Source organism: Pseudaminobacter soli (ex Li et al. 2025) (genome assembly GCF_003012705.1).
In the GTDB taxonomy this organism is placed as follows: Bacteria; Pseudomonadota; Alphaproteobacteria; order Rhizobiales; family Rhizobiaceae; genus Pseudaminobacter; species Pseudaminobacter soli.
This window is the reverse complement of record NZ_PXYL01000024.1, coordinates 31,345-53,159: the sequence shown is the minus strand read 5'-3', so window position 1 is coordinate 53,159 and position 21,815 is coordinate 31,345. Positions and strand designations below refer to the sequence as shown.

Below are 21,815 nucleotides of genomic sequence, written 5' to 3'. Positions count from 1 at the left end.
TGGTGGTTATGGCGGAGCGGCTGCACCCGATCCCATTCCGAACTCGGCCGTGAAACGCTCCAGCGCTGATGGTACTTCGTCTCAAGACGCGGGAGAGTAAGTCGCTGCCAGGTCTGCCAAATGCATGAAAATCTTCTCCAAACGACAAAAGGCCCGCAACAAACGGGACCCGCGGGCCGCATCGAGCACAATCGAACGCGGCCCTTTGCTTTGGAACGAACACTTGACGCGGGGTGGAGCAGCCCCGCCGGACCGCAGAAGGCAAAGCCTTTGAGGACCGGCAAACCAGCAAACCGGGCTGCTCGCCAACGCCACACAAGTTTATCGCGGGGTGGAGCAGCCCGGTAGCTCGTCAGGCTCATAACCTGAAGGTCGTTGGTTCAAATCCAACCCCCGCAACCAAAGATCAAAACACTCCCGCGAGCCCAGCTCCGGGAGTGTTTTTGTTTGTCCAGTCGCCACCGGCCTGCCGCGCGGTCCAATCAAGCAGCGTACTGAACTCGCCGTAAACCGTCGCCTTGATCGCGCCGGGTTTCACCCGAGGCGCGGGAACGGGAAAACAAGGCGAGAGGGGAGGGGCGCGCCAGATACCAGCGAAAAGTCAGCAGGGATTGAGTGGACGATCGGGTCGTCCCTCGGTGTCTGTTTGGCTGTCTGGCGACAGCGTCGAATTCCAGGGAAAGGTGGCGACTCCGGAGCAGGGGTGTGGGGGTATCCGGAGCCGCCTGCATGAACTTCAGGGAGAAATTCATGCGTGATGACCGTGCAACCTCCCGGTTAACGACTCCTCAATATGAAATTTCAAATGGGAATGATGCCGGTCTTTTCCACAATCGTTCCGATGGGTTGGGTCAGACAGGCAATTTTTGACTTGGTGGGGCTGAAGGTCAGCGCCGGCATCTGCCGATTAGGCGATGGATAGCCGGCGGATTGCGTAGGCCGTGAAAATCTGCTCTCCGGCGTTGACTGTCTCCAGATGCTCCTGGGGGACAAGTAATCTGCTTCTGAGAAAGCCACGGCCGCGATGAAAAAAGCGAAAGCCCAGGGGGCTTCCGCTTCGTTGATAGAGCTGATGATGTCGTGCTTCGTCGGCTAGCTATCAGCCTGCCGTCGTGGACCGTGCCTCAGTACCAGGCGTCTTCCATCGAAGCCTTGCGGCGAGCCATGTAGTCTTTCAGCGCCTCGTCGATGCCTTCGTCCAGGGCCGGTGCTTCGTACTCGGCCAAGGCCTTTTTCCAGCGCTTGTTGGCACGCGTCGCGGCGTCCTCGGAGCCGGCGGCTTCCCATTTTTCGAAGGCCTCGTTGTCGGCGATTTCCGAATCCCAGAAGGCGGTTTCGTAGTTGGCCACGGTGTGGGCGCAGCCGAAGAAATGGTTGCCGGGGCCGACCTCCTGGAAAGCGTCGAGCGCGAGCTGGTTGTCGTCCACCTTCACGCCGTCGAGATAGCTGTGGAGCGCACCGCAGAAGTCGGCGTCCATGACGAATTTTTCGTAGGACATGGACAACAGACCGTCGAGGAAGCCGGCCGAGTGGAGGATGAAGTTGGCGCCGCAATGCACCGCCGCCAGCATCGACATGGTGCCTTCGTTCATTGCATGCGCGTCGGGCAGCTTCGAGGTGGTGAAATTGCCCGAGCAGCGCAGGGGAAGATTTAGCCGCCGCGCGAGCTGGCCGATGACCATCGAGCCGATCGCCGGCTCTGGCGTGCCGAAGGTGGGCGAGCCGGACCGCAGTGACATCGACGACAAAAAATTGCCGAAGATCACCGGCGCGCCGGGGCGCTCGAGTTGGGTCAGCGCGCAGCCGGCCATGGTTTCGGCCAGCGACTGGGCGATGGCGCCGGCATTGGTGACCGGCCCCATGGCGCCGCCGAGGATGAAGGGCACGATCACCGCCGCCTGGTTGGCGCGGGCATAGGCGCGCAGCGCCGTCGTCATGGTGGCGTCCCACACGAGCGGCGAGTTGACGTTCACATTGCCCAGGATGACGCAGTTTTCGTCGGCAAACTTCTCGCCGAAGAGGATGCGCGCCATGTCGATGGAATCCTCGGCGCGGCTCTCGGCCGTCACCGAACCCATGAAGCCACGATCCGAGTATTTGATATGAGCGTAGACCATGTCGAGGTGACGCTTATTGACCGGCACGTCCACCGGCTCGCAGATCGTTCCGCCCGAATGGTGCAGCCAGGGCGAGGACTGCGCCAGCTTCACAAAGTTGCAAAAGTCCTCGATCGTGCCGTAGCGGCGGCCTTTGTCCAGATCCATGACGAAGGGCGAGCCATAGGCCGGCGAGAAGACGACGTTCTTGCCGCCGATCTGCACCGAATTGGCAGGGTTGCGCGCATGCTGGGTGAACTCAGCGGGCGCGGTCTTGAGGACCTCGCGCAGCATGCCCGGCTCGAACTTGACCAGCACGCCATCTATATGGGCGCCGGCACGTTTCCAGTGGTCGAGGGCCACCGGATCGTCACGGAACTCGATGCCGATCTCGGCGAGGATGCGATCGGCCGTCTTTTCGATGCGGACAAGATTTTCCTCCGACATGATGTCGTAGGTGGGAATGCCGCGGACGATATAGGGCCGGTGCAGCGCGCCGGTCGACCGGTTCAGGCGGGCGCGGCGTCGCGCCTCGCGCCCGCCGGACCTCGGTTCTGCAGGGGCTGCGGGCGTGGCAAGGGTGGTCATGTCGAAATTTCCGTTTCTCAGCTGCCAGGAACATGGCTGCGGCTGGCGCCAAACCATGTTCGATTGCGATCTCCTCCCGCAAGAAACGCCGCCGTGAAGCAGCCTCGCGGATATCGGCTGTGCATAAGCATTCATTATGCGATAACAGCGTCAACGGCATTTTTTGGAACGCCGTGCATGAGGTCAGGTAATGGCAGGATTTCGTCGGCAGCTTCCGTCCATGACGGCTCTGGTGGTGTTCGAGGCAGCGGCGCGGCAGCAGAGCTTTACCCGCGCGGCGGTCGAGCTGGGCATCACCCAGGCGGCGGTGAGCCGCCAGGTGCAGGCGCTGGAGAGCAGCCTCGGCTTTCCGCTGTTCCGACGGCTGCATCGCAGCATTGAGCTGACCGAGCAGGGCAGGGCGCTGTCGGGCGCGATGTCGGAGGCGCTCGGCATCGTGGCGGACACGGTGCGCTCGATCACCAGCATGGGCGATGCGGCCGAGCTGACGATTTCGGCCACCGTGGCCTTCTCGCATTTCTGGCTCCTGCCCAAAGTGTCGAGCCTTCGGCGCGCCGAGCCCGACATCAAGCTGAAGATCGTCACGCAAGACAGCAGCGTCGATCTCCGCCGCGACGACATCGACGTGGTGATCCGCTATGGCGATGGCAACTGGCCCGACGGCAAGGCGATCATGCTGTTCGGTGACGACCTGTTCCCGGTGTGCAGCCCGGACTATCTCGCAGAGCGCGGCTCGCCCGATTGCGTCGCCGACCTTGCCCGGCACAACCTCATCGCCAGCCATTCGATGGAGCCGAGCTGGATCGGCTGGGAGCAGTGGCTGAAGGCGTTCGGGCATGGCGGGGACCCGATGAACATCACGCTAAGCTGCAATTTCTATACGGATGCGCTCTATGCGGCGTTGCGCGGCGAGGGCATCGCGCTCGGCTGGCACCGGATGGTCGACGACCTGCTCGAGCGCCGGCAGCTGGTGCGGGTGTCGGTAGAGATCCTGCGGCCGCGCGCGGCCTATTACGTGGTCATCAAGCATGGGACGCCGAAGGCGTCGGTGACGGCGTTCCTGAACTGGATACGCGCCGAGGCCAATGCGACCCCGCCCAAGCCGCTCGAAAACACGCTCTATGCAAACGAAAACGCCCCCTCCGGTGAGGGAGGGGGCGTCGAGACTATCGGCTGAACGCGGCTTGAGGCCGCGCCGGATCAGCTTGCGGCGGCGAGCGCAGGGGTGTCGAATTCCAGCGCGCGGTCGCCGTCGGCATCCTTGATGCGCGTCGGCAGGCCGATCTGGTTGAGCAGGCCGAGGAAGGGCCGCGGCGGCAGGTCTTCCACATTGGCCATCTTCTTGACGTCCCACTGGCCGTTCGCAACCAGCATCGCGGCCGCAACGGCAGGCACGCCGGCGGTGTAGGAGATGCCCTGGCTGCCAACTTCCTCGTAGGCTTCCTTGTGATCGGCGACGTTGTAGATGAAGACTTCGCGCTCCTTGCCGTCCTTCTCGCCCTTCACCACATCACCGATGCAGGTCTTGCCGGCGTAGTTGGGCGCAAGCGACGACGGATCGGGCAGCACGGCCTTGACCACCTTGAGCGGTACGACTTCCTGGCCCTCGGCCGTCTTGATCGGCTGCTCGGACAGGAGGCCGAGATTCTTCAGCACGGTGAAGACGTTTATGTAGTGGTCGCCAAAGCCCATCCAGAAGCGGACGGTGGGCACGCCGAGGCGCTGCGACAGCGAATGCACCTCGTCATGGCCGGTCATGTAGGCCTTCTGCTTGCCGACCACCGGCAGGTCCCATTCCTTGCCGACCTCGAACATCTTGTTCGAGACCCATTTGCTGTCCTGCCACGACCAGACCTGGCCGGTGAACTCGCGGAAGTTGATCTCCGGGTCAAAGTTGGTGGCGAAATACTTGCCATGGCTGCCGGCATTGATGTCGACGATGTCGATGGAATCGACGCGGTCGAAATACTCGTCCATTGCGAGCTTGGCATAGGCGTTGACCATGCCCGGGTCGAAGCCGGCGCCGAGAATGGCGGTGACACCAGCCTTCTCGCACTCCTCGCGGCGCTTCCACTCGTAATTGGCATACCACGGCGGAGTCTCGCAGATCTTCAGCGGGTCTTCGTGGATGGCCGTGTCGATATAGGCCGCGCCCGTCGCGATGCAGGCCGAAAGAACCGACATGTTGACGAAGGCCGAGCCGACATTGATGACGATCTGGCTTTTCGTCTTCTCGATCAGCGCCTTGGTAGCCTCGACGTCCAGCGCGTCGAGCGCATGCGCCTCGATCACGCCGTTCGGATTCTTCAGGCTCTTCTTTTCCCGGACCGACTCGACGATCGCACGACATTTCGCGACCGTGCGTGAAGCGACATGGATATCGCCGAGCAGATCGTTGTGTTGCGCGCATTTGTGGGCCACAACCTGTGCCACGCCGCCAGCGCCGATGATCAGTACGTTCTTCTTCATTTCGGGCGTATGTCTCCTTTTCCCGTCAGCCAAATACAACGAGCCTCACGAGAGGCTCGCGACGTAATCCTCAAAACCGAACTCGCGCACGACGCGGAGCGTGCCGTCCAGCTCGCGCACCGCGATCGACGGCATGCGCACGCCATTGAACCAGTTCTTTTTGACCATCGTGTAACCGGCGGCGTCCTGGATCGAAATGCGGTCGCCCACCTTCAGTTCCCTGTCGAAGCGGAACTCGCCGAAGATGTCTCCCGCCAGGCACGACTTGCCGCAGATCATGTAGCTGTGCTCGCCGGTGTTGGGCTCGACCTTCGCGCTTTCGCGGTAGATCAAGAGGTCGAGCATGTGCGCCTCGATCGAGCTGTCGACGATGGCGAGGTTCTTGCCGTTGTTCAGCGTGTCGAGAACGGTCACCTCCAGCGTGGTGCTCTTGGTGATCGAGGCCTCGCCTGGCTCGAGATAGACCTGCACGCCGTGGCGCTCGGCAAAGGCTTTCAGCCGCGCGCAGAAGGCGTCGATGGGATAGCCTTCGCCGGTGAAGTGGATGCCGCCGCCAAGGCTGACCCACTCGACGCGACCGAGCAGCGAGCCGAACCTTTCCTCGATCTGCGAGAGCATGCGGTCGAAGAGGCCAAAGTCCTTGTTCTCGCAGTTGTTGTGGATCATGAAGCCGTTGACGCGGTCCATGACGGTCTCGATCCTGGCCACATCCCATTCGCCCAGGCGGCTGAAGGGCCGCGCCGGGTCGGCGAGATCGAAGCTCGAGGAGCTGATCTGCGGGTTGAGGCGCAGGCCGCGCGCCAGGCCGCTCGCCTTGTCGGCGAAGCGCTCCAGCTGGCCGATGGAGTTGAAGATGATCTTGTCGGCATTGGCGATCACCTCGTCTATCTCGTGATCGGCATAGGCGACCGAATAGGCGTGCGTCTCGCCGCCGAACTTTTCGCGGCCGAGCCGAACCTCGTTGAGCGAGGAAGAGGTGGTGCCGTCCATGTAGTCGCGCATCAGGTCGAACACCGACCAGGTGGCGAAGCATTTTAGCGCCAGAAGCAGCTTGGCGCCGGAATGCTCGCGCACATAGGCGATCTTTTCCATGTTCGGCAGAAGCCGGGTCTTGTCGATTAGATAGTAGGGCGTCTGGATCATCGGTTCGGCGCTCTGTTGGTTCAAATATCTGTCGCTCGCCGGCAGGCGTCCTGAGATCGGTCGAGCGGTGCGGGAGATTTTCCGGGTCCTTTTAGGAACTGCCGGACGCAATCTCAAGCGTTTTGGACCCAAAGGTGCCGGAATGCCCGGCGGCTCGTGGAAACGGTTCGGTGTCGAAGTTCGTCTTCGACTTCAAGGATGCGATTCTTGCATCTGACGGAAACTGGATAACCCTGGCACCCCCGAACGCGAGCCAGGCTTCGATCGCGTCCGGGCTAGAAGCCCGCTTTGATGCGTTGCGGCTCTCGCCGGAACAGGTTCGGAATGATGCACATCATGGGGGCGCAAAGTAGTCAAACACCCCCCGGAGTCAAGCACCGGGATGATCCTGGGCTGTAACTGCCCTGCCTCAGAACTCCATGCCGCCGCCGGGCATTGCGGGCGCGGCTTCCTTCTTCGGCTTTTCGGCCACCATCGCCTCGGTGGTGACGAGCAGGCCGGCGATGGAGCCGGCGCCTTCGAGCGCCGCGCGCACCACCTTGACCGGATCGATGACGCCTTGCTTGAACAGGTCGCCATATTTGCCCGTCTGCGCGTTCCAGCCATAGGCCGGGTCGGCGTTCTCGCGCAGCTTGCTGACGATGACGGAACCGTCCGTGCCGGCATTCTCGGCAATTTGGCGCGCCGGAGCCTCGATGGCGCGGCGAACGATCTCGATGCCGACGCGCTGGTCCTCGTTTTGCGGCTTGAGCCCATCGAGGGCGTTGCCCGCGCGCAGCAGCGCCACGCCGCCGCCCGGCAAAATGCCTTCCTCGACCGCGGCGCGGGTTGCGTGCAGCGCATCATCGACGCGGTCGCGGCGCTCGCGCACTTCCGTTTCGGTAGCGCCGCCGACGCGGATCACAGCCACACCGCCGGCGAGCTTGGCCAGGCGCTCCTGAAGCTTTTCCTTGTCGTAGTCCGAGGTGGTTTCCTCGATCTGCTGCTTGATCTGGCGGATGCGGCCTTCGATCTCGGCCTTGGAGCCGGCGCCGCCGACGATGGTGGTCGTCTCCTTCTCGATCATCACCTTGCGGGCGCTGCCGAGCATCTGCAGCGTGACGTGCTCGAGCTTGATGCCGAGGTCTTCGCTGATCGCGCTGCCGCCGGTGAGGATGGCGATGTCCTCAAGCATGGCCTTGCGGCGGTCGCCGAAGCCGGGCGCCTTGACGGCCGCGACCTTCAGCCCGCCACGCAACTTGTTGACCACCAGCGTCGCCAGCACCTCGCCCTCAACATCCTCGGCGATGATCAAAAGCGGCTTGCCCGATTTCACCGCCGCCTCGAGGACCGGCAGCATGGCCTGCAGGCTGGCAAGCTTCTTCTCGTAGATCAGAATGTAGGGTTCCTCGAACTCGACCCGCATCTTCTTCTGATCGGTCACGAAGTAGGGGGAGATGTAGCCGCGGTCGAACTGCATGCCTTCCACGATCTCGAGCTCGGTCGTGGCGGTCTTGGCTTCCTCGACGGTGATGACGCCGTCATTGCCAACCTTCTGCATGGCTTCGGCCAGGAAGCGGCCGATCTCGTGGTCGCCATTGGCCGAGATGGTGCCGACCTGCGCGATCTCGTCGTTGCGCGTGACCTTGCGGGCGTTCTTCTTCAGATCCGCCACGACGGCATTGACGGCGAGATCGATGCCGCGCTTGAGGTCCATCGGATTGCGGCCCGAGGCGATTGCCTTGTTGCCTTCCTCGACGATTGCCTGGGCAAGAACGGTTGCCGTGGTGGTGCCGTCACCGGCAGCGCTGCTGGTTCGCGATGCCACCTCGCGGACGAGCTGCGCGCCCATGTTCTCGAACTTGTCCGCAAGCTCGATTTCCTTGGCGACGGTCACGCCATCCTTGGTGATGCGCGGTGCGCCGAACGAGCGGTCGATGACGACGTTGCGCCCCTTGGGGCCGAGCGTGACCTTCACCGCATCGGCGAGAATGTGAACGCCGCGCAGCATCTTCTCGCGGGCCTCGGCGTCGAACAGCACTTCCTTGGCAGACATCGTCCTCTCCCTTCACTGGGGTATTCCTGGTCGAATGCAAATTCGGCGGAAAATGCGGACTGGATGCGGGCGTCGAAATATGGCGTCGCGCGAAAGTGATCTGGCGCTGTGAAAATCCTGTTTCAAGGGCGGCGGCGAGTATTTTCGATTGTCCGCCGCTGGAGCCTAGCGCTTCTGCTCGGGATCGTCCTCGTCATCGATCAGGATGCGCGATGCGGCGCCGTCGAGATCGTCATACTGGCCGCTGCGTAATGACCACATGAATGCGCCGAGGCCGAGCCCGCCGAGGAACAGTGCAATCGGGATGAGATAAAGCAGCGTCGCCATCAAACCGCCTCCATCGAACCCAGCGTGGACCCGCCGATCTTAGTGTTGCCTGCGGCCTGCGCAATGGCCGGCCCGGCGGCTCCCTTGAGCCGCAACGCGTTCGCCACCACCAGAACCGAAGAGAGCGACATCGCCAGCGCCGCCACCAGCGGGGTGACATGGCCGAGAATGGCGATCGGCACGGCAATGGCGTTGTAGCCCACCGCGAGCGTCAGGTTCTGGCGGATCAGTCGGCCCGAATCCTTCGAGATGCGCAGCGCCAGCGGCACGGCCGACAGGCTCTCGCGCAGGAAGACGAAATCGGCGGCGTTGCGGCCGACATCGGCGGCGGTGGCGGGCGCCATGGAAACATGAGCGGCCACCAGTGCGGGGGCGTCATTGAGGCCGTCGCCGACCATCAATGGCTTTCGTCCATCGCGCGTGAGTTCGGTCACGCGCTCGGCCTTGTCGCCGGGCAGGACGCCGGCGCGGAAGGCCTGGATGCCGAGCGCGGAACTCAGCTTGGCGACCGCTGCCGGCCGGTCGCCAGACAGGACTTCCATCTGCAGGCCCAAATCGCCGAGCCGGCGCACCGACTCGACCGCGCCGTCGCGCAGCCGGTCCTCGAATTCGAACTCGGCCAGAAACTGGCCGTTCCGGCTGAGAACCGTTCCGGTTTCGGCATTGCCGCCCGAGACGGCCCAGTCGGCGCGGCCCAGCCGGTAGAGATTTTCGCCCGCGCGCGCCTCGACGCCGTAGCCGGGCAGTTCGCGGATGTCGGAAAGTGCCTGGTGCGGTGCGGAAGCGCCGGCCGTCGCGATTGCCTTCGACAGCGGATGGCGGGAGTGTGCGGCCATGACAGCGGCGAGCGCCAGCGTGTTCGACTGGATCGCATTTGCATTGACCAGCCTTGGCGCACCGACCGTCAGCGTGCCGGTCTTGTCGAAGACGACCGTGTCGATCTCGGCAAGGCGTTCCATGGCCGAGCCGTCCTTGACCATGATGCCGCTTTCGAACAGGCGACGGGCGGCCACCACCTGCACGATCGGCACCGCGAGCCCGAGAGCGCAGGGGCAGGTGATGATCAGCACCGCAATGGCGATGGTGATGGAGCGATGCAGGTCACCAGAAACAGCCATCCAGCCAAGGAAGGTCACGAAGGCGGTGAGGTGGACGAGCGGCGCATAGAGCGCGGAAGCGCGGTCGGCGATGCGGCGATAGACCGTGCGGCCGCCCTCGGCCGCTTCCATCATGCGCACCATCTCAGCAAGGAAGGAGTCCTTTGCGGCGACCAGCGCGCGGATGGTGAGCGGGCCGGTGAGGTTCAGCGTGCCGGCGCGTAGCGTTGCGCCCGGAGCCACGTGCTGCGGCGCGCTTTCGCCCGACACCAGCGAGCAGTCGAGATCGGATGCGCCTTCTTCGACCTGGGCGTCGACCGGAACTCGCTCGCCGGCGGCAAGCAGGATGCGCATGCCGGGCTCGATCTCCTCAGTGGGCAGATAGTCGCGCGAGCCGTCGGGGCGCAGCACCATGGCGCCGCGCGCGGCCAGCCGCGCCAGCCCCTTCACCGCCTCGCGGGCGCGCTCGCGCATCACATGGTCGAGCGTGCGGCCGATCAGCAGGAAGAACAGCAGGGTCACCGAGGCGTCGAAATAGGCGTGCTGGCCGTGGTGGATGGTTTCGTAGAGGCTCATGCCGTAGGCGAGCAGCACGCCGATGGAGATCGGCAGGTCCATGTTGGCGCGGCCGCGCTTCAGCCCGTTCCAGGCGGAGCGGAAAAAGATGCGGCCGGCAAAGGCGAGCGCAGGCGTCGCGATCAGCGCCGAGACCCAATGGAACATGTCGCGGGTAGAGCCCTCCGCGCCGGACCAGACCGACATCGAAAGCAGCATGACGTTGGCCGCGGCAAAGCCCGAGATGCCAAGCGCGCGAATGAGCTCGCCAAGCGTCTCGTCCTTCTTGTCGGCGGCGGGGTCGAACAGATGCGCCTCGTAGCCGAGACGATCCAGTGTCTCGAAAAGCGGCGGCATCTTGCCCTCGCGCCAGCGAACGCTGACGCGCCTGGTCGAGAGGTTCACGCGCGCGGCGACCACGCCGTCCAGTTTCGACAAGCCGCTTTCGATCTTCTGGATGCAGGCGCCGCAATGCACGCCGGGCACCGAAAGATCGCTTTGCCGGATGCCGTCGCCCAGCGCGCGGCTGACAAGCAGCATTTCCTCAGGGGAGGGGGCGGAGCGCTCGACACGCTCGATGTCGGAGACGATTTCGGTCGGCGCGCAGCAGCTCATCTGTATATCCCCTGCTTGACCACGATGCGGTGGACGACGCGATAGGGGCGGGCCTCGCCGATATCTGCGTCGATCTCGACGACCCAGAGCCCATCGCGCACGGCGTGCTCGGCGGCGTATGCGCCGTCGGGCTGGCGGGTGAGCTGAAAGGTCTCGTCCTCAGCCTCGTAGGCCGGGCGGCGGAAGGTGACGGTGACGCCCTTGGCCTCGATGCTGCTGCCGGCCGCATCGGCGAGCGCAAAGCTCACGGTGCCCGGCTCGATCTCGAGCTTGTCCTTCCAGCCCCGCGCGGCCTGCGCGCGCGCTTCGGCCGTCTTTTCGTTGAACTCCTGGCTGGCGACATAGCTGTTCTGGACGACCAGTCCGGTCCAGCTCGTATTGGCGTAGATCGCCATGACGATGTTGACGGCGATGACGACGCCGAAGAAGGCGACCATGACGGCCAGCATGTGCCAGCCGGTGAACTCTCTCGTACGGATCGGTGCGGCGGTCATTACCTTCTCCCTGGAATCTGGAACTTGGCATCGCTATGGGCGGTTTCGCTGCTTCCGCGATCCTCGATCACGAAGCGGAAGGACATGGCTTCCGTCGCCAGCGCATTGCGCGGCAGGGCGACGAATACTTTCAGCGTCTTCAGCCGATCCGGCTCAAGCTCGACCTCGGCGGACTCCGGCGCATGTTCGTCTATGCCGGTCACGGTCATGGTGGCGCCTTTCAGCCCCTCAAGACGCAGAACGACGGTGCGCGGTTCGGGGATCATGTTGAGCAGCTTGACCGTGTAGCCGTTGCGGATCGAGCCGTCCGACAGCGTCACGAATTGCGGATTGCGGTCATGCAGCACGCTGAGCTCCAGCCGGTCGCGGCTGAACAGCGCATAGAGAAGACCTATCCCGATGAGGGACCAGACGCCGAAATAGGCCAGGGTGCGGGGCCGGAACAACTTGCGGATATGGAAATGCGCGACGCGGTCCGACAGCTTGCCCGCGGGCGTGCGAACCTTGGCCGGGTCGATTGCGTGCGTACCGTTGTCGGTCGCGAGCGCCATGTTCGACTGGTAGTCGTTCAGCGTGGCGTAGGAGATCAGGCCGCGTTCCTTGCCGATCTTGTCCATGACGCTGTCGCAGGCGTCGATGCAGAGTGCGCAGGTGATGCATTCGAGCTGCTGGCCGTCGCGGATGTCGATGCCCATCGGGCAGACGGCGACGCAGGCGTTGCAGTCCACGCAATCGCCCACCGTCTCGCCCGCGGCGGCCGCCTTCTTGGCGTGGCGCGAGCGCGGCTCGCCGCGCCAGTCGTTATAGGTGACGGTCAGCGAGTTCTCGTCGAGCATGGCGGCCTGGATGCGCGGCCACGGGCACATGTATGTGCAGACCTGCTCGCGCATCAGCCCGCCGAAGGTGTAGGTGGTGGCGGTGAGGATCGCGACGGTGATGTAGGCGATAGGCGCGGCCTGCAGCGTGAAGAGCTCCTTCAGCAGCGTCGGCGCGTCGGCGAAATAGAAGATCCAGGCGCCGCCGGTGGCGACCGCGATCAGCAGCCAGATCAGGTGTTTTGTCACTCGCTTCCACAGCTTGGCGAAGGACCAGGGCGCGGAATCGAGCTTGATGCGGGCGTTGCGGTCGCCCTCGATGGCGCGCTCGACAACGAGGAACAGGTCGACCCACACCGTTTGCGGGCAGGTATAGCCGCACCAGGCGCGGCCGACGGTGGAGGTGATGAGGAACAGGCCGATGCCGGCCATGACGAGCATGCCGGCGACGAAGAAGAACTCCTGCGGCCATATCTCGATGGGGAAGAAATAGAAGCGGCGGTTGGCCATGTCGAGCAGCACCGCCTGGTCGGGCGCGTAGGGTCCGCGATCCCAGCGCAGCCATGGCGTCAGGTAGTAGATGCCGAGCGTCACCGCCATGACCAGCCATTTGAAACGCCGAAAACTTCCCGAAGCACGCTTCGGGAAGATTTTCTTGCGCGGCGCGTAGAGCGGCTGCCGGCTCTTGGCCGAGTTTACCGGTTCGGCTTCGAGCCGTTCGACGTCAGCCCGCTCCATGCTCTGCATTTCCAATTTTATTCTCCTCCGCCCAGCGAGTGGACGTAGACGGCGAGTTCCTTGACTGTGGTTTCGCCGAGGCGGGCCGACCAGGCCGGCATCACGCCGTGGCGCGGCGTGCGCACCTGGCGGGCGATGTCGGCTTCGCTCGAGCCATAGAGCCAGATGGCGTCGGCAAGGTTCGGCGCGCCGACCTCGCGGTTGCCCTTGGCGTCGTCGCCATGGCAGACGGCGCAATTGTCGGCGAACACCTGCTTGCCTGCGGTCGCGGCAGCAGCATCGCTCGGAGTGCCGGTCAGGCTGTGGACATAGGCGGCCACATCCCGGATCTGCTCCTTCTCGAGGATTTCGCCGAAGGCCGGCATTTCGGAGACGCGGGTGTCAGCGTCGCCGGCATAGCGGATGCCGTGCGCGATGGTCTGGTGGATCGCATCGGCGCTGCCGCCCCACAGCCAGTCGTCGTCATTGAGGTTCGGAAAGCCCGGCGAGCCTTCCGCGCCCGAGCCGTGGCACTGGATGCAGTTCACCTTGAAGGCGGCGGCACCAGCTGCCGTGGCGAACTCGCGCAGCTTGTCGTCGGCGATGATCTCGGTCACCGACTTGGCGGCGATGGCGTCGGCAAAGCCCTGCTTGGCAGCGTCGGCCTCGGCCATCGCGTTCTTCAGCTCGCCGCGGCTGGAGAAGCCGAGCAGGCCGGTGGTTGCCGAGCTGATCATCGGCCAGGCCGGGTAGGCGATGGTGTAGCCGAGTGCCCAGACGATCGTTACGTAGAAGCACAACACCCACCAGCGCGGCATCGGGTTGTTGAGCTCCTTGATGCCGTCCCACTCATGACCTGTGGTCTCGACACCGGAAATTTGGTCGATCTCTCTCTTCGTCATTCTCAGTCATCCTTGAGCGGGATACGGGCGGCCTCTTCGGCCTGCTTGCGGCTGCCGGGGCGGAAGGCGAACAAAACGACCCCGGCGAAGAACAGCACCATGATCAGCAGCCCCCAGCTGTCGGCGAAGTGGCGCATTGCGGTGTAGGTTTCCATCTTGTCCTCCGTCAGCGGCTACCGGCGGCGTCGTCATAGGTCGAGAAGTCGACCAGCGTGCCGAGCATCTGCAGATAGGCGACCAGCGCATCCATCTCGGTGAGGACTGCGGGGTTGCCGTCGAAGTCGCCGACCTTGGCCTTTGGGTAGCGTGCCAGGAGGTCGGCCGTGTTGGCGTTCGGATCGGCCTGCGCCTTGATGTCGGCCTCGGCGTTGTCGATCATCTCCTGCGTGTAGGGCACGCCGACCGCCTTGTTGGCCTCGAGGTGATACTTGATGTCCTTCACATCGAGCGGGGTGGTCTTCAGGAAGGCGTAGGTGGGCATGACCGATTCCGGCACCACCGAGCGCGGGTCGACCAGATGCTGGACGTGCCATTCGTTGGAGTAGCGGTCGCCGACGCGGGCGAGGTCGGGCCCCGTACGCTTGGAGCCCCACTGGAACGGGTGGTCGTACATCGACTCCGCCGCCAGGCTGTAGTGGCCGTAGCGCTCCACCTCGTCGCGGAAGGGCCGGATCATCTGGCTGTGGCACAGATAGCAGCCTTCGCGGACGTAGATGTTGCGGCCGGCCAGCTCCAGCGGCGAGTAGGGCCGCATGCCTTCCACCTTCTCGATGGTGTTGTCGAGATAGAAGAGCGGCGCGATCTCGACGATGCCGCCGATGGTGACCACCAGGAACGAGCCGACCAAGAGCAGCGTAGCGTTCTTCTCGATAATGGAATGTTTGTCGAGCAATGACATTTAAAGCTCCTATTCGGCCGGCTGCAGTGCGGGTGTGGCGCCGGGGATCGGCTTTTCCTGGCGCAGGTTGCCGCGGATGGTCATGAAGACGTTCCAAGCCATCAGCAGGCCGCCGCTGAGGTAGAGGACACCACCCAGCATGCGCAGCACGTAGTAGGGCACCATGGCGGCGACGGACTCGGCGAAGGAGTAGACCATGAAACCCTGCTCGTCGTATTCGCGCCACATCAGGCCCTGCTGGATGCCGGCGACCCACATGGCGGCCGCGTAGATGACGATGCCGAGCGTGGCGAGCCAGAAGTGCCAGGTCACCATGCGCATCGAGTAGAGCCGCTCACGGTTCCACAGCCTGGGCACCAGGAAGTAGATGGCGCCGAAGGTGATGAGGCCGTTCCAGCCGAGTGCGCCGGAGTGCACGTGGCCGATGGTCCAGTCGGTGTAGTGGCTGAGCGAGTTGACCGTCTTGATCGACATCATCGGGCCTTCGAAGGTCGCCATGCCGTAGAAGGCCACGGCCATGACCATCATGCGGACGATGGGATCGGTGCGGATCTTGTCCCAGGCGCCCGAGAGCGTCATCAGGCCGTTGATCATGCCGCCCCAGGAGGGCATCCACAGCATGATCGAGAAGACCATACCCAGCGTCTGCGCCCAGTCGGGCAGGGCGGTGTAGTGCAGGTGGTGCGGACCGGCCCAGATGTAGAGGAAGATCAGCGCCCAGAAGTGGATGATCGACAGGCGGTAGGAATAGACCGGGCGATCCACCTGCTTGGGGATGAAGTAGTACATCATGCCCAGGAAGCCGGCGGTGAGGAAGAAGCCGACCGCGTTATGGCCGTACCACCACTGGGTGAGGGCATCCTGCACGCCTGCGAAGGCCGAGTAGCTCTTCGAGCTGAGGAAGGAGACCGGCACCGCCAGGTTGTTCACCACGTGCAGCATCGCGACCGTCACGATGAAGGACAGGTAGAACCAGTTGGCGACGTAGATGTGCGGTTCCTTGCGCTTCAGGATAGTGCCCAGGAACACGATGAGATAGGCGACCCAGACGATGGTCAGCCAGATGTCGAGATACCATTCCGGTTCCGCATATTCGCGGCTCTGGGTGATGCCCAGCAGGTAGCCGGTGGCCGCCATGACGATGAAGAGCTGGTAGCCCCAGAACACGAACCAGGCGAGATCGCCGCCAAACAGCCGCGCGCGCGAGGTGCGCTGCACGACATAGAAGGACGTGGCGATCAGCGCGTTGCCGCCGAAGGCGAAGATGACGGCCGAGGTGTGCAGCGGACGCACGCGCCCGAAATTGAACCAGGGTTCAAGGTTGAGATGGGGAAAGGCAAGCTGCGCGGCGATGAGGACGCCGACGAGGAAGCCCACCACACCCCAGAACACGGTGGCGACCACGCCGTAGCGGATCGGCCCATCGAGATAGCCCGACGTGTCGGTCGCGACGGCCTGCGCGCCGAAGCGCGTGTTGCGCATGAGCAGAATGGCGCCAACGCTGAGTGCGAAGAACAGCACCCACATATGCGCCCGGAAGAGGTCGTCGCCTGCAAAGGCGGCCCCCAGTAGCGCCAGAAAGGCGGCGGCGGTGACGCCGACGATTTCGACACCAAATTTCATGAACGGTCCCCCTATGAGGCAAAAACGGCTGCGAATCCGCAAGCCGAGCCCGCGGATCCTTGGCCGGACACTGGCCGTTAGCCGCGCAAGGCTCCTTGATCTGGATCAAAGAGCGGTCGCGCACGGCGTGCATTTCTGGCGTCCAACCATGCGTCAAAATCGACGCAGCTTGCGCAGGAGGAGGTTCATGCAATGTCGATGAGAGCGGGGGACGGATGCGACCGGCCGCCTCTCGCAACCGGAGACGACACTGTCGAATCGGTGGCGCCGCTGTTTTGCGCCAGCGTTCGGGAGACGATGCTTAGCCGGCTCCACGCCGAAAAACTGGCGCTGTGCGACCTGCTCGAGGCGATTGCGGACTCGTTGCCGCAGGCGCTCAATCGCGAACAATGCCTGGCTGCTTCCGGCAAGCTGGAGCCGTTGCTGCGCGAAGTTCACGCCTATGAGGAGGGCGTACTGTTTCCCGCCTATATCCGCGCGCAGGGCAATGCCCAGCCGTCGGTCGAGCTCGTGGCGCGGCTGAAGGCCGAACATATCGAGGATGCGGATTTCGCCGCCGAGCTTGCCGAGGGGCTGCGGCGCATCGGGCAGGGGCTCGACGTGCTCAATGTCGATGCGCTGAGCTACATGCTGCGCGGCTTCTTCGCTGCCCTGCGCCGCCACATCGCCAACGAGCGCGAGGCGATGGCGCCGCTGTTCGGCGCAAAGGGCTGAGAGGCGTAGCCTATCTAAATATTGGCGCGTCTTTCGAGCCGGCCGATGTCGGGAATGGTGATGTGGCGGTTGTGTTCGATTTCGATCACGCCGTCCTTGCGCAGCTTGGTCATCTGCCGGCTGACCGTTTCGATGGTGAGCCCGAGGAAATCGGCGATGTCGGCGCGCGTCAGCGGCAGGTCGTAAGCGACCGGCCCGCTGCCCATCGAGGCCTCGGGATCGATATGGGTGGCGACCAGGTGCAGGAAGCTCGCGACCTTTTCGGCCGCAGTCTTGCGCCCGAGCGTCAGCATCCAGTCGCGGGCTTCGTCCAGTTCCTTCAGCGTCTGCTTCAGCAGCCGGTGCTCGAGCTCCGGCACTTCCTTGACCATGCGGTCGATGGCCGATTTCGGGAAGGAGCAGAGCGATACGGGCGTCGCGGCCACCGCGTTCAGCGCACTTTCCGTCTTGAAGGGGCGGCCGAGGAAATCGGGCGCGAACTGCAGGCCCACGATCTGCTGCCGTCCGTCCGACAGCACCTTGCTGAGCTTGACCACGCCCGACAGCACGTTCGAAAAATTGACGACCTTTTCGCTATCGCCGACGAGCTCCTCGCCGGGCTCGGCACGGTATTTGAACGACTGCTTGCTGAGCGCGACGAGCTGATCCGGGTTCAGCGCACCGCAGACGCCGCGGTGGCGCGCCTCGCATGCCTGGCACAGTACGGGAATGTCGGAGTTGTGTATGTCCTGCCTGGCATTCATGTCCATCGCCTATCCGGCCAGTGTTTTCCGATAGATACAGCGCCCAGTTGCAAAAATCTCGCGGCAGTTTGTCCCTCAGGGCCGCAGCATGGCTTAGCTCAGGTCGCTTTTGCAAACGCTGAGGTAGTCCGCGCTATCTGAAGCTCGCTTTCGCTTTCTTTCTCGCGATCACCGCCGGGCGCATGTTAATTGCCTAACTGCGGCAATTCGCACCCTCAAAATTGCTGGTCGCGCCTAGCTGCGGCCAGAATCTTCTTGACAGAGAGGGTCGAGGCCGAAAGATAAAGCCCGAAAATCAGAATTCGCTAGGCATTTGGGCCTCGTTCCGGAATTTGCGTTCCGCGAATGGGGTCGTTTGCATTTGGAGGAATGTCAGGAGGATATGGGAAGTTCGATACCGATCGGTCTGCTGTTTTCACGGTCCGGCCTCTATTGGGCGCTGGGTCAGCAGGGCTTCTATGGGGCCCTGGCGGCGATCGAGACGGTGAACGCCAGCGGTGAATATCCGTTCGAACTCGTCCCCCATGACGCCGACCCCGAGGGCAATACCGATCGCTATGCCGGCCTTTGCCGCGACATGATCAAGCGGACCGGGCTGCGCCATGTCGTGGGCTGCACCACATCCTGGAGCCGCAAGGAAGTTATCCCGGTCGTAGAGAAGGCCGACGCGCTGCTCTGGTATCCGTGCGTCTACGAAGGTTTCGAGGCAAGCGAGAACGTCGTATACATCGCCGCAAGCCCCAACCAGCACCTGCTGCCGCTGCTCGACTACGTCGTGCCGCGCTTCGGCCGGAACGCCTTCCTGACCGGCTCGAACTACATCTGGGGCTGGGAGATGAACCGCATTGCCCGCGAGGTGCTGCACCATTCGGGCGGCCGGGTGCTGGGCGAGCGCAATGTGCCGATCGGCGATGTCGAGATCCATCACATCGTGGCCGAGATCAAGGCCAAGAAGCCGGACTTCATCCTCAACAACCTCATCGGCCCGTCCTCCCATGCCTTCCTGAAGGCCTATCATGAGCTCGGGCTTGCCGATCCCGCCTTTGCCGCGGGCGTGCGGCCGGTGCTGAGCTGCAATCTTTATGAGGGCGAGGCTGCTCTGCTCGGACCATCGATCGCCGGACATTATACGGTGAGCTGCTATTTCCAGTCGCTGTCGGGCGAAGCCAACCGCGCCTTCCTGCAGCAGGTGGCCGGCAAGCAGGGCACTCATCCGGTGACGGCCTTCTTCGTCGAGGCCTATGCCAGCGTGATGCTGATCGCCAATGCGATCCGGCAGGCCGGCACCGACGACATCGCCGAGGTTCTGGCCGCGGCGAAGACCCATCCTTTCTCGACGCCGTTCGGCGAGAGCATCGTCGATGCGCGCACCAATCACGTGCTGATGCCGGCCCATATCGGCCGGGCACGCGCCGATGGCGACTTCGACGTCGTTTTCGAGGCAGGCGGAGCGATCGAGCCCGATCCGTTCCTGACCCGCTCTCGCCTCGGCATTCCCGGCGCGGAGGCCATGTCTCCCGCCAAGGCTCCACATCTGAGGGTTGTTCAATGAACGATATGAGGCCAACCCCCTCCTTCGTCGGCTGGCGCGCGCTGGTCGTTCACCAGCCGCACCCCAATGTCGACGCGCTGCTGACGCAGTTCGAACGCATCGGCGTGGCGGCATCGCATTACTGGCCCGAGATCACCGACCTGCCGGAGCTCGACCGCTTCAACGTGGTGCTGATCGACGCCGACATGGGCTATGACGACCAGTTTCCCTGGAAGCCGGGCGGGGCGCCCATCCCGGTGATCGCGCTGATCGGCTCCGAAGCGCCGGGCCGCGTCTCCTGGGCCATGCGCCAGGGCGCCGACGCGCAGATGCTGAAGCCCATCGGCAGCGCCGGCCTCTACAGCGCGCTGGTGGCGGCCTCGCACGGTTTTGAGCGCCGGCAGGCCATGACCTCCGAGATCGCTGCCCTGCGTGCGCGCCTCGAAAGCCGTGAGCTTTTGGCCGAGGCCACCGCCATTCTCATGGTGCGCGACAACATCAGCGCCAAGGCGGCGTTCCAGAAGCTGAGGCTTACGGCGATGGCCGAGCGGATGACGCTCGAAACCATGGCCGCGCGCCTCGTCGAAACCATCAGCGATATGCGGGAAGCCCTATGAGCGCGGTCGAAGTTTCTCCTGCCGCGCCAGTGGCTGCCCAGCGGGGCGTGCTGGGCCGGCTCATCCGGCGGCCGCTCGCGGTCTTCGGGCTGGTCGTCATCGCCATCGCGGTTTTCGCGGCGGTCTTCGGTCCATGGATCGTGCCCCATGATCCTTACGAGCAGTTCTTCGAGGGCCTCAGCCTCGAAGGCGCGCCGCTGCCGCCCGATGCGCAGTTCTGGTTCGGCACCGATCTCGTCGGGCGCGACCTGTTCAGCCGGCTGATCTACGGCGCGCGCACTTCGCTCATCATCGGCATCGTCGCCAATGGCCTGGCGGTGTTCACCGGCTCGGTGGTCGGCATCTGCGCGGGCTATTTCCGCGGCTGGGTCGAGACGATCCTGATGCGCTTCACCGACCTGATGATGGCGTTTCCGGCTCTGCTGCTCGCCATCGTGCTGGCGGCCATCTTCACGCCGAGCCTGTGGATCGTCGCCATGGTGATCGCCATGGTCAACTGGGTGCAGATCGCCCGCGTCATCTACACCGAGACCCGTTCGCTGGCCGAGCGCGACTTCATCGACGCCGAGCGCGCGATGGGGGCGGGGCACATGCGCATCATGCTGCGCCACATCCTGCCGCACCAGCTCTCCACCATCATCGTGTGGGCCACGCTCGGCATCGCCACCACGGTGCTGCTCGAGGCGACGCTGTCTTTCCTCGGCATCGGCGTTCAGCCGCCGATCCCGTCCTGGGGCAACATCATCTTCGAGAACCAGACCTATTTCACCAGCGCGCCGTGGCTGGTGTTCATTCCGGGCGCTGCGATCCTGCTGCTGGCCCTTGCCTTCAACCTGGTCGGTGACGCGCTGCGCGACATCCTCGACCCGACACAGCAGGGCCACCACTGATGCTCGCCTACGTTGCCCGCCGCCTGCTGCAGACGGTTCTGATCCTGCTCGGGATCAGCCTCGTCACCTTCGTGCTGCTCTATCTGGTGCCCGCCGATCCGGCGCGCCAGATCGCCGGCCGCAGCGCCACCGCCCAGACGGTCGAGAACATCCGCCAGCAGCTTGGCCTCAACCTGCCGTTCTACGAGCAGTATCTGCGCTATCTCACCGGCCTGCTGCACGGCGATTTCGGCCGCTCTTACCTGCAGAAGACGGAAGTGGCTGAACTCATCCGGTCGCGCCTGCCGGCGAGCCTACTTCTGATGTGCGGCGCCATCTTCTGCGAGCTGCTGCTCGGCCTCACCATGGGCGTGGTGGCGGCGCTGAAGCGCGGCAGCAAGACCGACAACGGCCTGATGATCGTCTCCTTCGTCGGCGTTTCGGCGCCGCAGTTCGTCATCGGCATCCTGCTTCTCTACGTCTTTGCGGTGCAGCTCGGCTGGTTCCCGATCGGCGGCTACGGCACGTTCAAGCATCTGGTGCTGCCGTCGATCACGCTCGGCTTCCTCGGCGCCGGCTGGTATTCGCGCATGATGCGCTCCTCGCTCATCGACGTGCTCAGGCAGGACTACATCCGCACCGCCCGCGCCAAGGGCCTGACGCGCGCCAAGATCCTGTTCGGCCACGCCATCCCCAACGCCATCCTGCCGATCATCGCCATGATCGGCATCGACATCGGCCTGTTCATGTCGGGCATCGTGGTGGTCGAAAGCGTGTTCGGCTGGCCTGGCATCGGGCAGCTTGCCTGGCAGGCCATCCAGCGCATCGACATTCCGATCATCATGGGCGTCACCATGATCTCGGCCTTCGCCATCGTGCTGGGCAACCTCCTGGCCGATCTCATCGCGCCGTGGGTCGACCCGCGCATCAAGCTTCGTTGAAGTCCACTGAAAACAATAACCCTGGA

20 protein-coding genes, 1 tRNA gene and 1 rRNA gene are annotated in these 21,815 nt (G+C 63.9%); 9 read left to right on the top strand and 13 right to left on the bottom strand.

Translation table 11 applies throughout. The features are described from left to right. Nucleotides 1–113 (top strand): 5S ribosomal RNA (gene rrf / locus C7I85_RS27010); the annotation flags it as partial. 212 nt (nt 114–325) lie between these two features. Next, nucleotides 326–402 (top strand) — tRNA-Met (locus C7I85_RS27005). Between the two features lie 722 nt (nt 403–1,124). Here the strand turns inward: C7I85_RS27005 and C7I85_RS27000 are convergent. Beyond that, nucleotides 1,125–2,684 carry a trimethylamine methyltransferase family protein gene (locus tag C7I85_RS27000; protein ID WP_106727103.1) on the bottom strand — a complete coding sequence of 520 codons (1,560 nt, stop codon included), beginning with the start codon at nt 2,682–2,684 and terminating at the stop codon, nt 1,125–1,127. 190 nt (nt 2,685–2,874) lie between these two features. On the opposite strand from C7I85_RS27000, the gene C7I85_RS26995 reads away from it, so the two are divergent. Further along, nucleotides 2,875–3,861, top strand: coding sequence for a LysR substrate-binding domain-containing protein (locus tag C7I85_RS26995; RefSeq protein ID WP_245445124.1), 987 nt, complete (start codon nt 2,875–2,877; stop codon nt 3,859–3,861). Nucleotides 3,862–3,884: 23 nt separating this feature from the next. Here C7I85_RS26995 and C7I85_RS26990 read toward each other — a convergent pair whose 3' ends face one another. Together C7I85_RS26990 and nspC are read right to left on the bottom strand one after the other, a co-directional pair. Further along, nucleotides 3,885–5,153: a saccharopine dehydrogenase family protein gene (locus C7I85_RS26990; protein ID WP_106727101.1), complete on the bottom strand. Its 1,269-nt coding sequence runs from the start codon at nt 5,151–5,153 to the stop codon at nt 3,885–3,887. A 45-nt stretch (nt 5,154–5,198) separates the two neighbouring features. After that, nucleotides 5,199–6,296 carry a carboxynorspermidine decarboxylase gene (nspC, locus tag C7I85_RS26985; protein ID WP_106727100.1) on the bottom strand — a complete coding sequence of 366 codons (1,098 nt, stop codon included), beginning with the start codon at nt 6,294–6,296 and terminating at the stop codon, nt 5,199–5,201. Nucleotides 6,297–6,466: 170 nt separating this feature from the next. Here nspC and C7I85_RS30715 point away from each other — a divergent pair, with 170 nt between their 5' ends. Beyond that, complete coding sequence (locus C7I85_RS30715) at nt 6,467–6,649, top strand: hypothetical protein (RefSeq protein ID WP_146148979.1); 183 nt, start codon at nt 6,467–6,469, stop codon at nt 6,647–6,649. 56 nt (nt 6,650–6,705) lie between these two features. Here the strand turns inward: C7I85_RS30715 and groL are convergent, their stop codons facing one another. From groL to ccoN, 9 genes are all read right to left on the bottom strand, one after another. Continuing rightward, nucleotides 6,706–8,331 (bottom strand): chaperonin GroEL, encoded by a 1,626-nt coding sequence (gene groL / locus C7I85_RS26980; protein WP_106727099.1) that lies wholly within the window; start codon nt 8,329–8,331, stop codon nt 6,706–6,708. A 165-nt stretch (nt 8,332–8,496) separates the two neighbouring features. Continuing rightward, a complete protein-coding gene (gene ccoS / locus C7I85_RS26975; protein ID WP_106727098.1) occupies nt 8,497–8,658 on the bottom strand; it encodes a cbb3-type cytochrome oxidase assembly protein CcoS in 162 nt (53 codons plus the stop codon). Then, on the bottom strand, nt 8,658–10,925 hold the full coding sequence (locus C7I85_RS26970) for a cation-translocating P-type ATPase (RefSeq protein WP_106727097.1): 2,268 nt from the start codon (nt 10,923–10,925) through the stop codon (nt 8,658–8,660). The genes ccoS and C7I85_RS26970 overlap by 1 nt, the downstream gene beginning before the upstream one ends. Continuing rightward, nucleotides 10,922–11,419 (bottom strand): FixH family protein, encoded by a 498-nt coding sequence (locus C7I85_RS26965; protein ID WP_106727096.1) that lies wholly within the window; start codon nt 11,417–11,419, stop codon nt 10,922–10,924. Before C7I85_RS26965 ends, C7I85_RS26970 begins: the two co-directional genes overlap by 4 nt. Continuing rightward, nucleotides 11,419–12,981, bottom strand: coding sequence for a cytochrome c oxidase accessory protein CcoG (gene ccoG, locus C7I85_RS26960; RefSeq protein WP_428832913.1), 1,563 nt, complete (start codon nt 12,979–12,981; stop codon nt 11,419–11,421). The genes C7I85_RS26965 and ccoG overlap by 1 nt, the downstream gene beginning before the upstream one ends. An 8-nt stretch (nt 12,982–12,989) precedes the next feature. Continuing rightward, nucleotides 12,990–13,853 carry a cytochrome-c oxidase, cbb3-type subunit III gene (gene ccoP, locus C7I85_RS26955; protein ID WP_106727095.1) on the bottom strand — a complete coding sequence of 288 codons (864 nt, stop codon included), beginning with the start codon at nt 13,851–13,853 and terminating at the stop codon, nt 12,990–12,992. Between the two features lie 2 nt (nt 13,854–13,855). After that, nucleotides 13,856–14,008 (bottom strand): cbb3-type cytochrome c oxidase subunit 3, encoded by a 153-nt coding sequence (locus C7I85_RS26950; RefSeq protein ID WP_106727094.1) that lies wholly within the window; start codon nt 14,006–14,008, stop codon nt 13,856–13,858. A gap of 11 nt (nt 14,009–14,019) precedes the next feature. Next, entirely contained in the window at nt 14,020–14,751 is a 732-nt protein-coding gene (ccoO, locus tag C7I85_RS26945; RefSeq protein ID WP_106727093.1) for a cytochrome-c oxidase, cbb3-type subunit II, read from the bottom strand. 9 nt (nt 14,752–14,760) lie between these two features. Continuing rightward, nucleotides 14,761–16,374: a cytochrome-c oxidase, cbb3-type subunit I gene (ccoN, locus tag C7I85_RS26940; protein WP_106727092.1), complete on the bottom strand. Its 1,614-nt coding sequence runs from the start codon at nt 16,372–16,374 to the stop codon at nt 14,761–14,763. Between the two features lie 192 nt (nt 16,375–16,566). Here ccoN and C7I85_RS26935 point away from each other — a divergent pair, with 192 nt between their 5' ends. After that, a complete protein-coding gene (locus tag C7I85_RS26935; protein WP_245445123.1) occupies nt 16,567–17,088 on the top strand; it encodes a hemerythrin domain-containing protein in 522 nt (173 codons plus the stop codon). A 14-nt stretch (nt 17,089–17,102) separates the two neighbouring features. On the opposite strand, the gene C7I85_RS26930 is transcribed toward C7I85_RS26935, so the two are convergent. Next, nucleotides 17,103–17,831: a Crp/Fnr family transcriptional regulator gene (locus C7I85_RS26930; RefSeq protein WP_106727105.1), complete on the bottom strand. Its 729-nt coding sequence runs from the start codon at nt 17,829–17,831 to the stop codon at nt 17,103–17,105. Between the two features lie 382 nt (nt 17,832–18,213). Here C7I85_RS26930 and C7I85_RS26925 point away from each other — a divergent pair, with 382 nt between their 5' ends. From C7I85_RS26925 to C7I85_RS26910, 4 genes are read left to right on the top strand one after another with little or no spacing between them, the layout of a single operon-like run. Then, nucleotides 18,214–19,383 (top strand): transporter substrate-binding domain-containing protein, encoded by a 1,170-nt coding sequence (locus C7I85_RS26925; protein ID WP_106727091.1) that lies wholly within the window; start codon nt 18,214–18,216, stop codon nt 19,381–19,383. After that, nucleotides 19,380–19,979, top strand: a complete 600-nt coding sequence (locus C7I85_RS26920; RefSeq protein ID WP_106727090.1) for an ANTAR domain-containing response regulator — start codon at nt 19,380–19,382, stop codon at nt 19,977–19,979. Before C7I85_RS26925 ends, C7I85_RS26920 begins: the two co-directional genes overlap by 4 nt. Then, nucleotides 19,976–20,869, top strand: coding sequence for an ABC transporter permease (locus C7I85_RS26915; RefSeq protein WP_106727089.1), 894 nt, complete (start codon nt 19,976–19,978; stop codon nt 20,867–20,869). The genes C7I85_RS26920 and C7I85_RS26915 overlap by 4 nt, the downstream gene beginning before the upstream one ends. Further along, a complete protein-coding gene (locus tag C7I85_RS26910; RefSeq protein WP_106727088.1) occupies nt 20,869–21,789 on the top strand; it encodes an ABC transporter permease in 921 nt (306 codons plus the stop codon). The genes C7I85_RS26915 and C7I85_RS26910 overlap by 1 nt, the downstream gene beginning before the upstream one ends. The last annotated feature ends 26 nt before the right edge of the window (nt 21,790–21,815 follow it).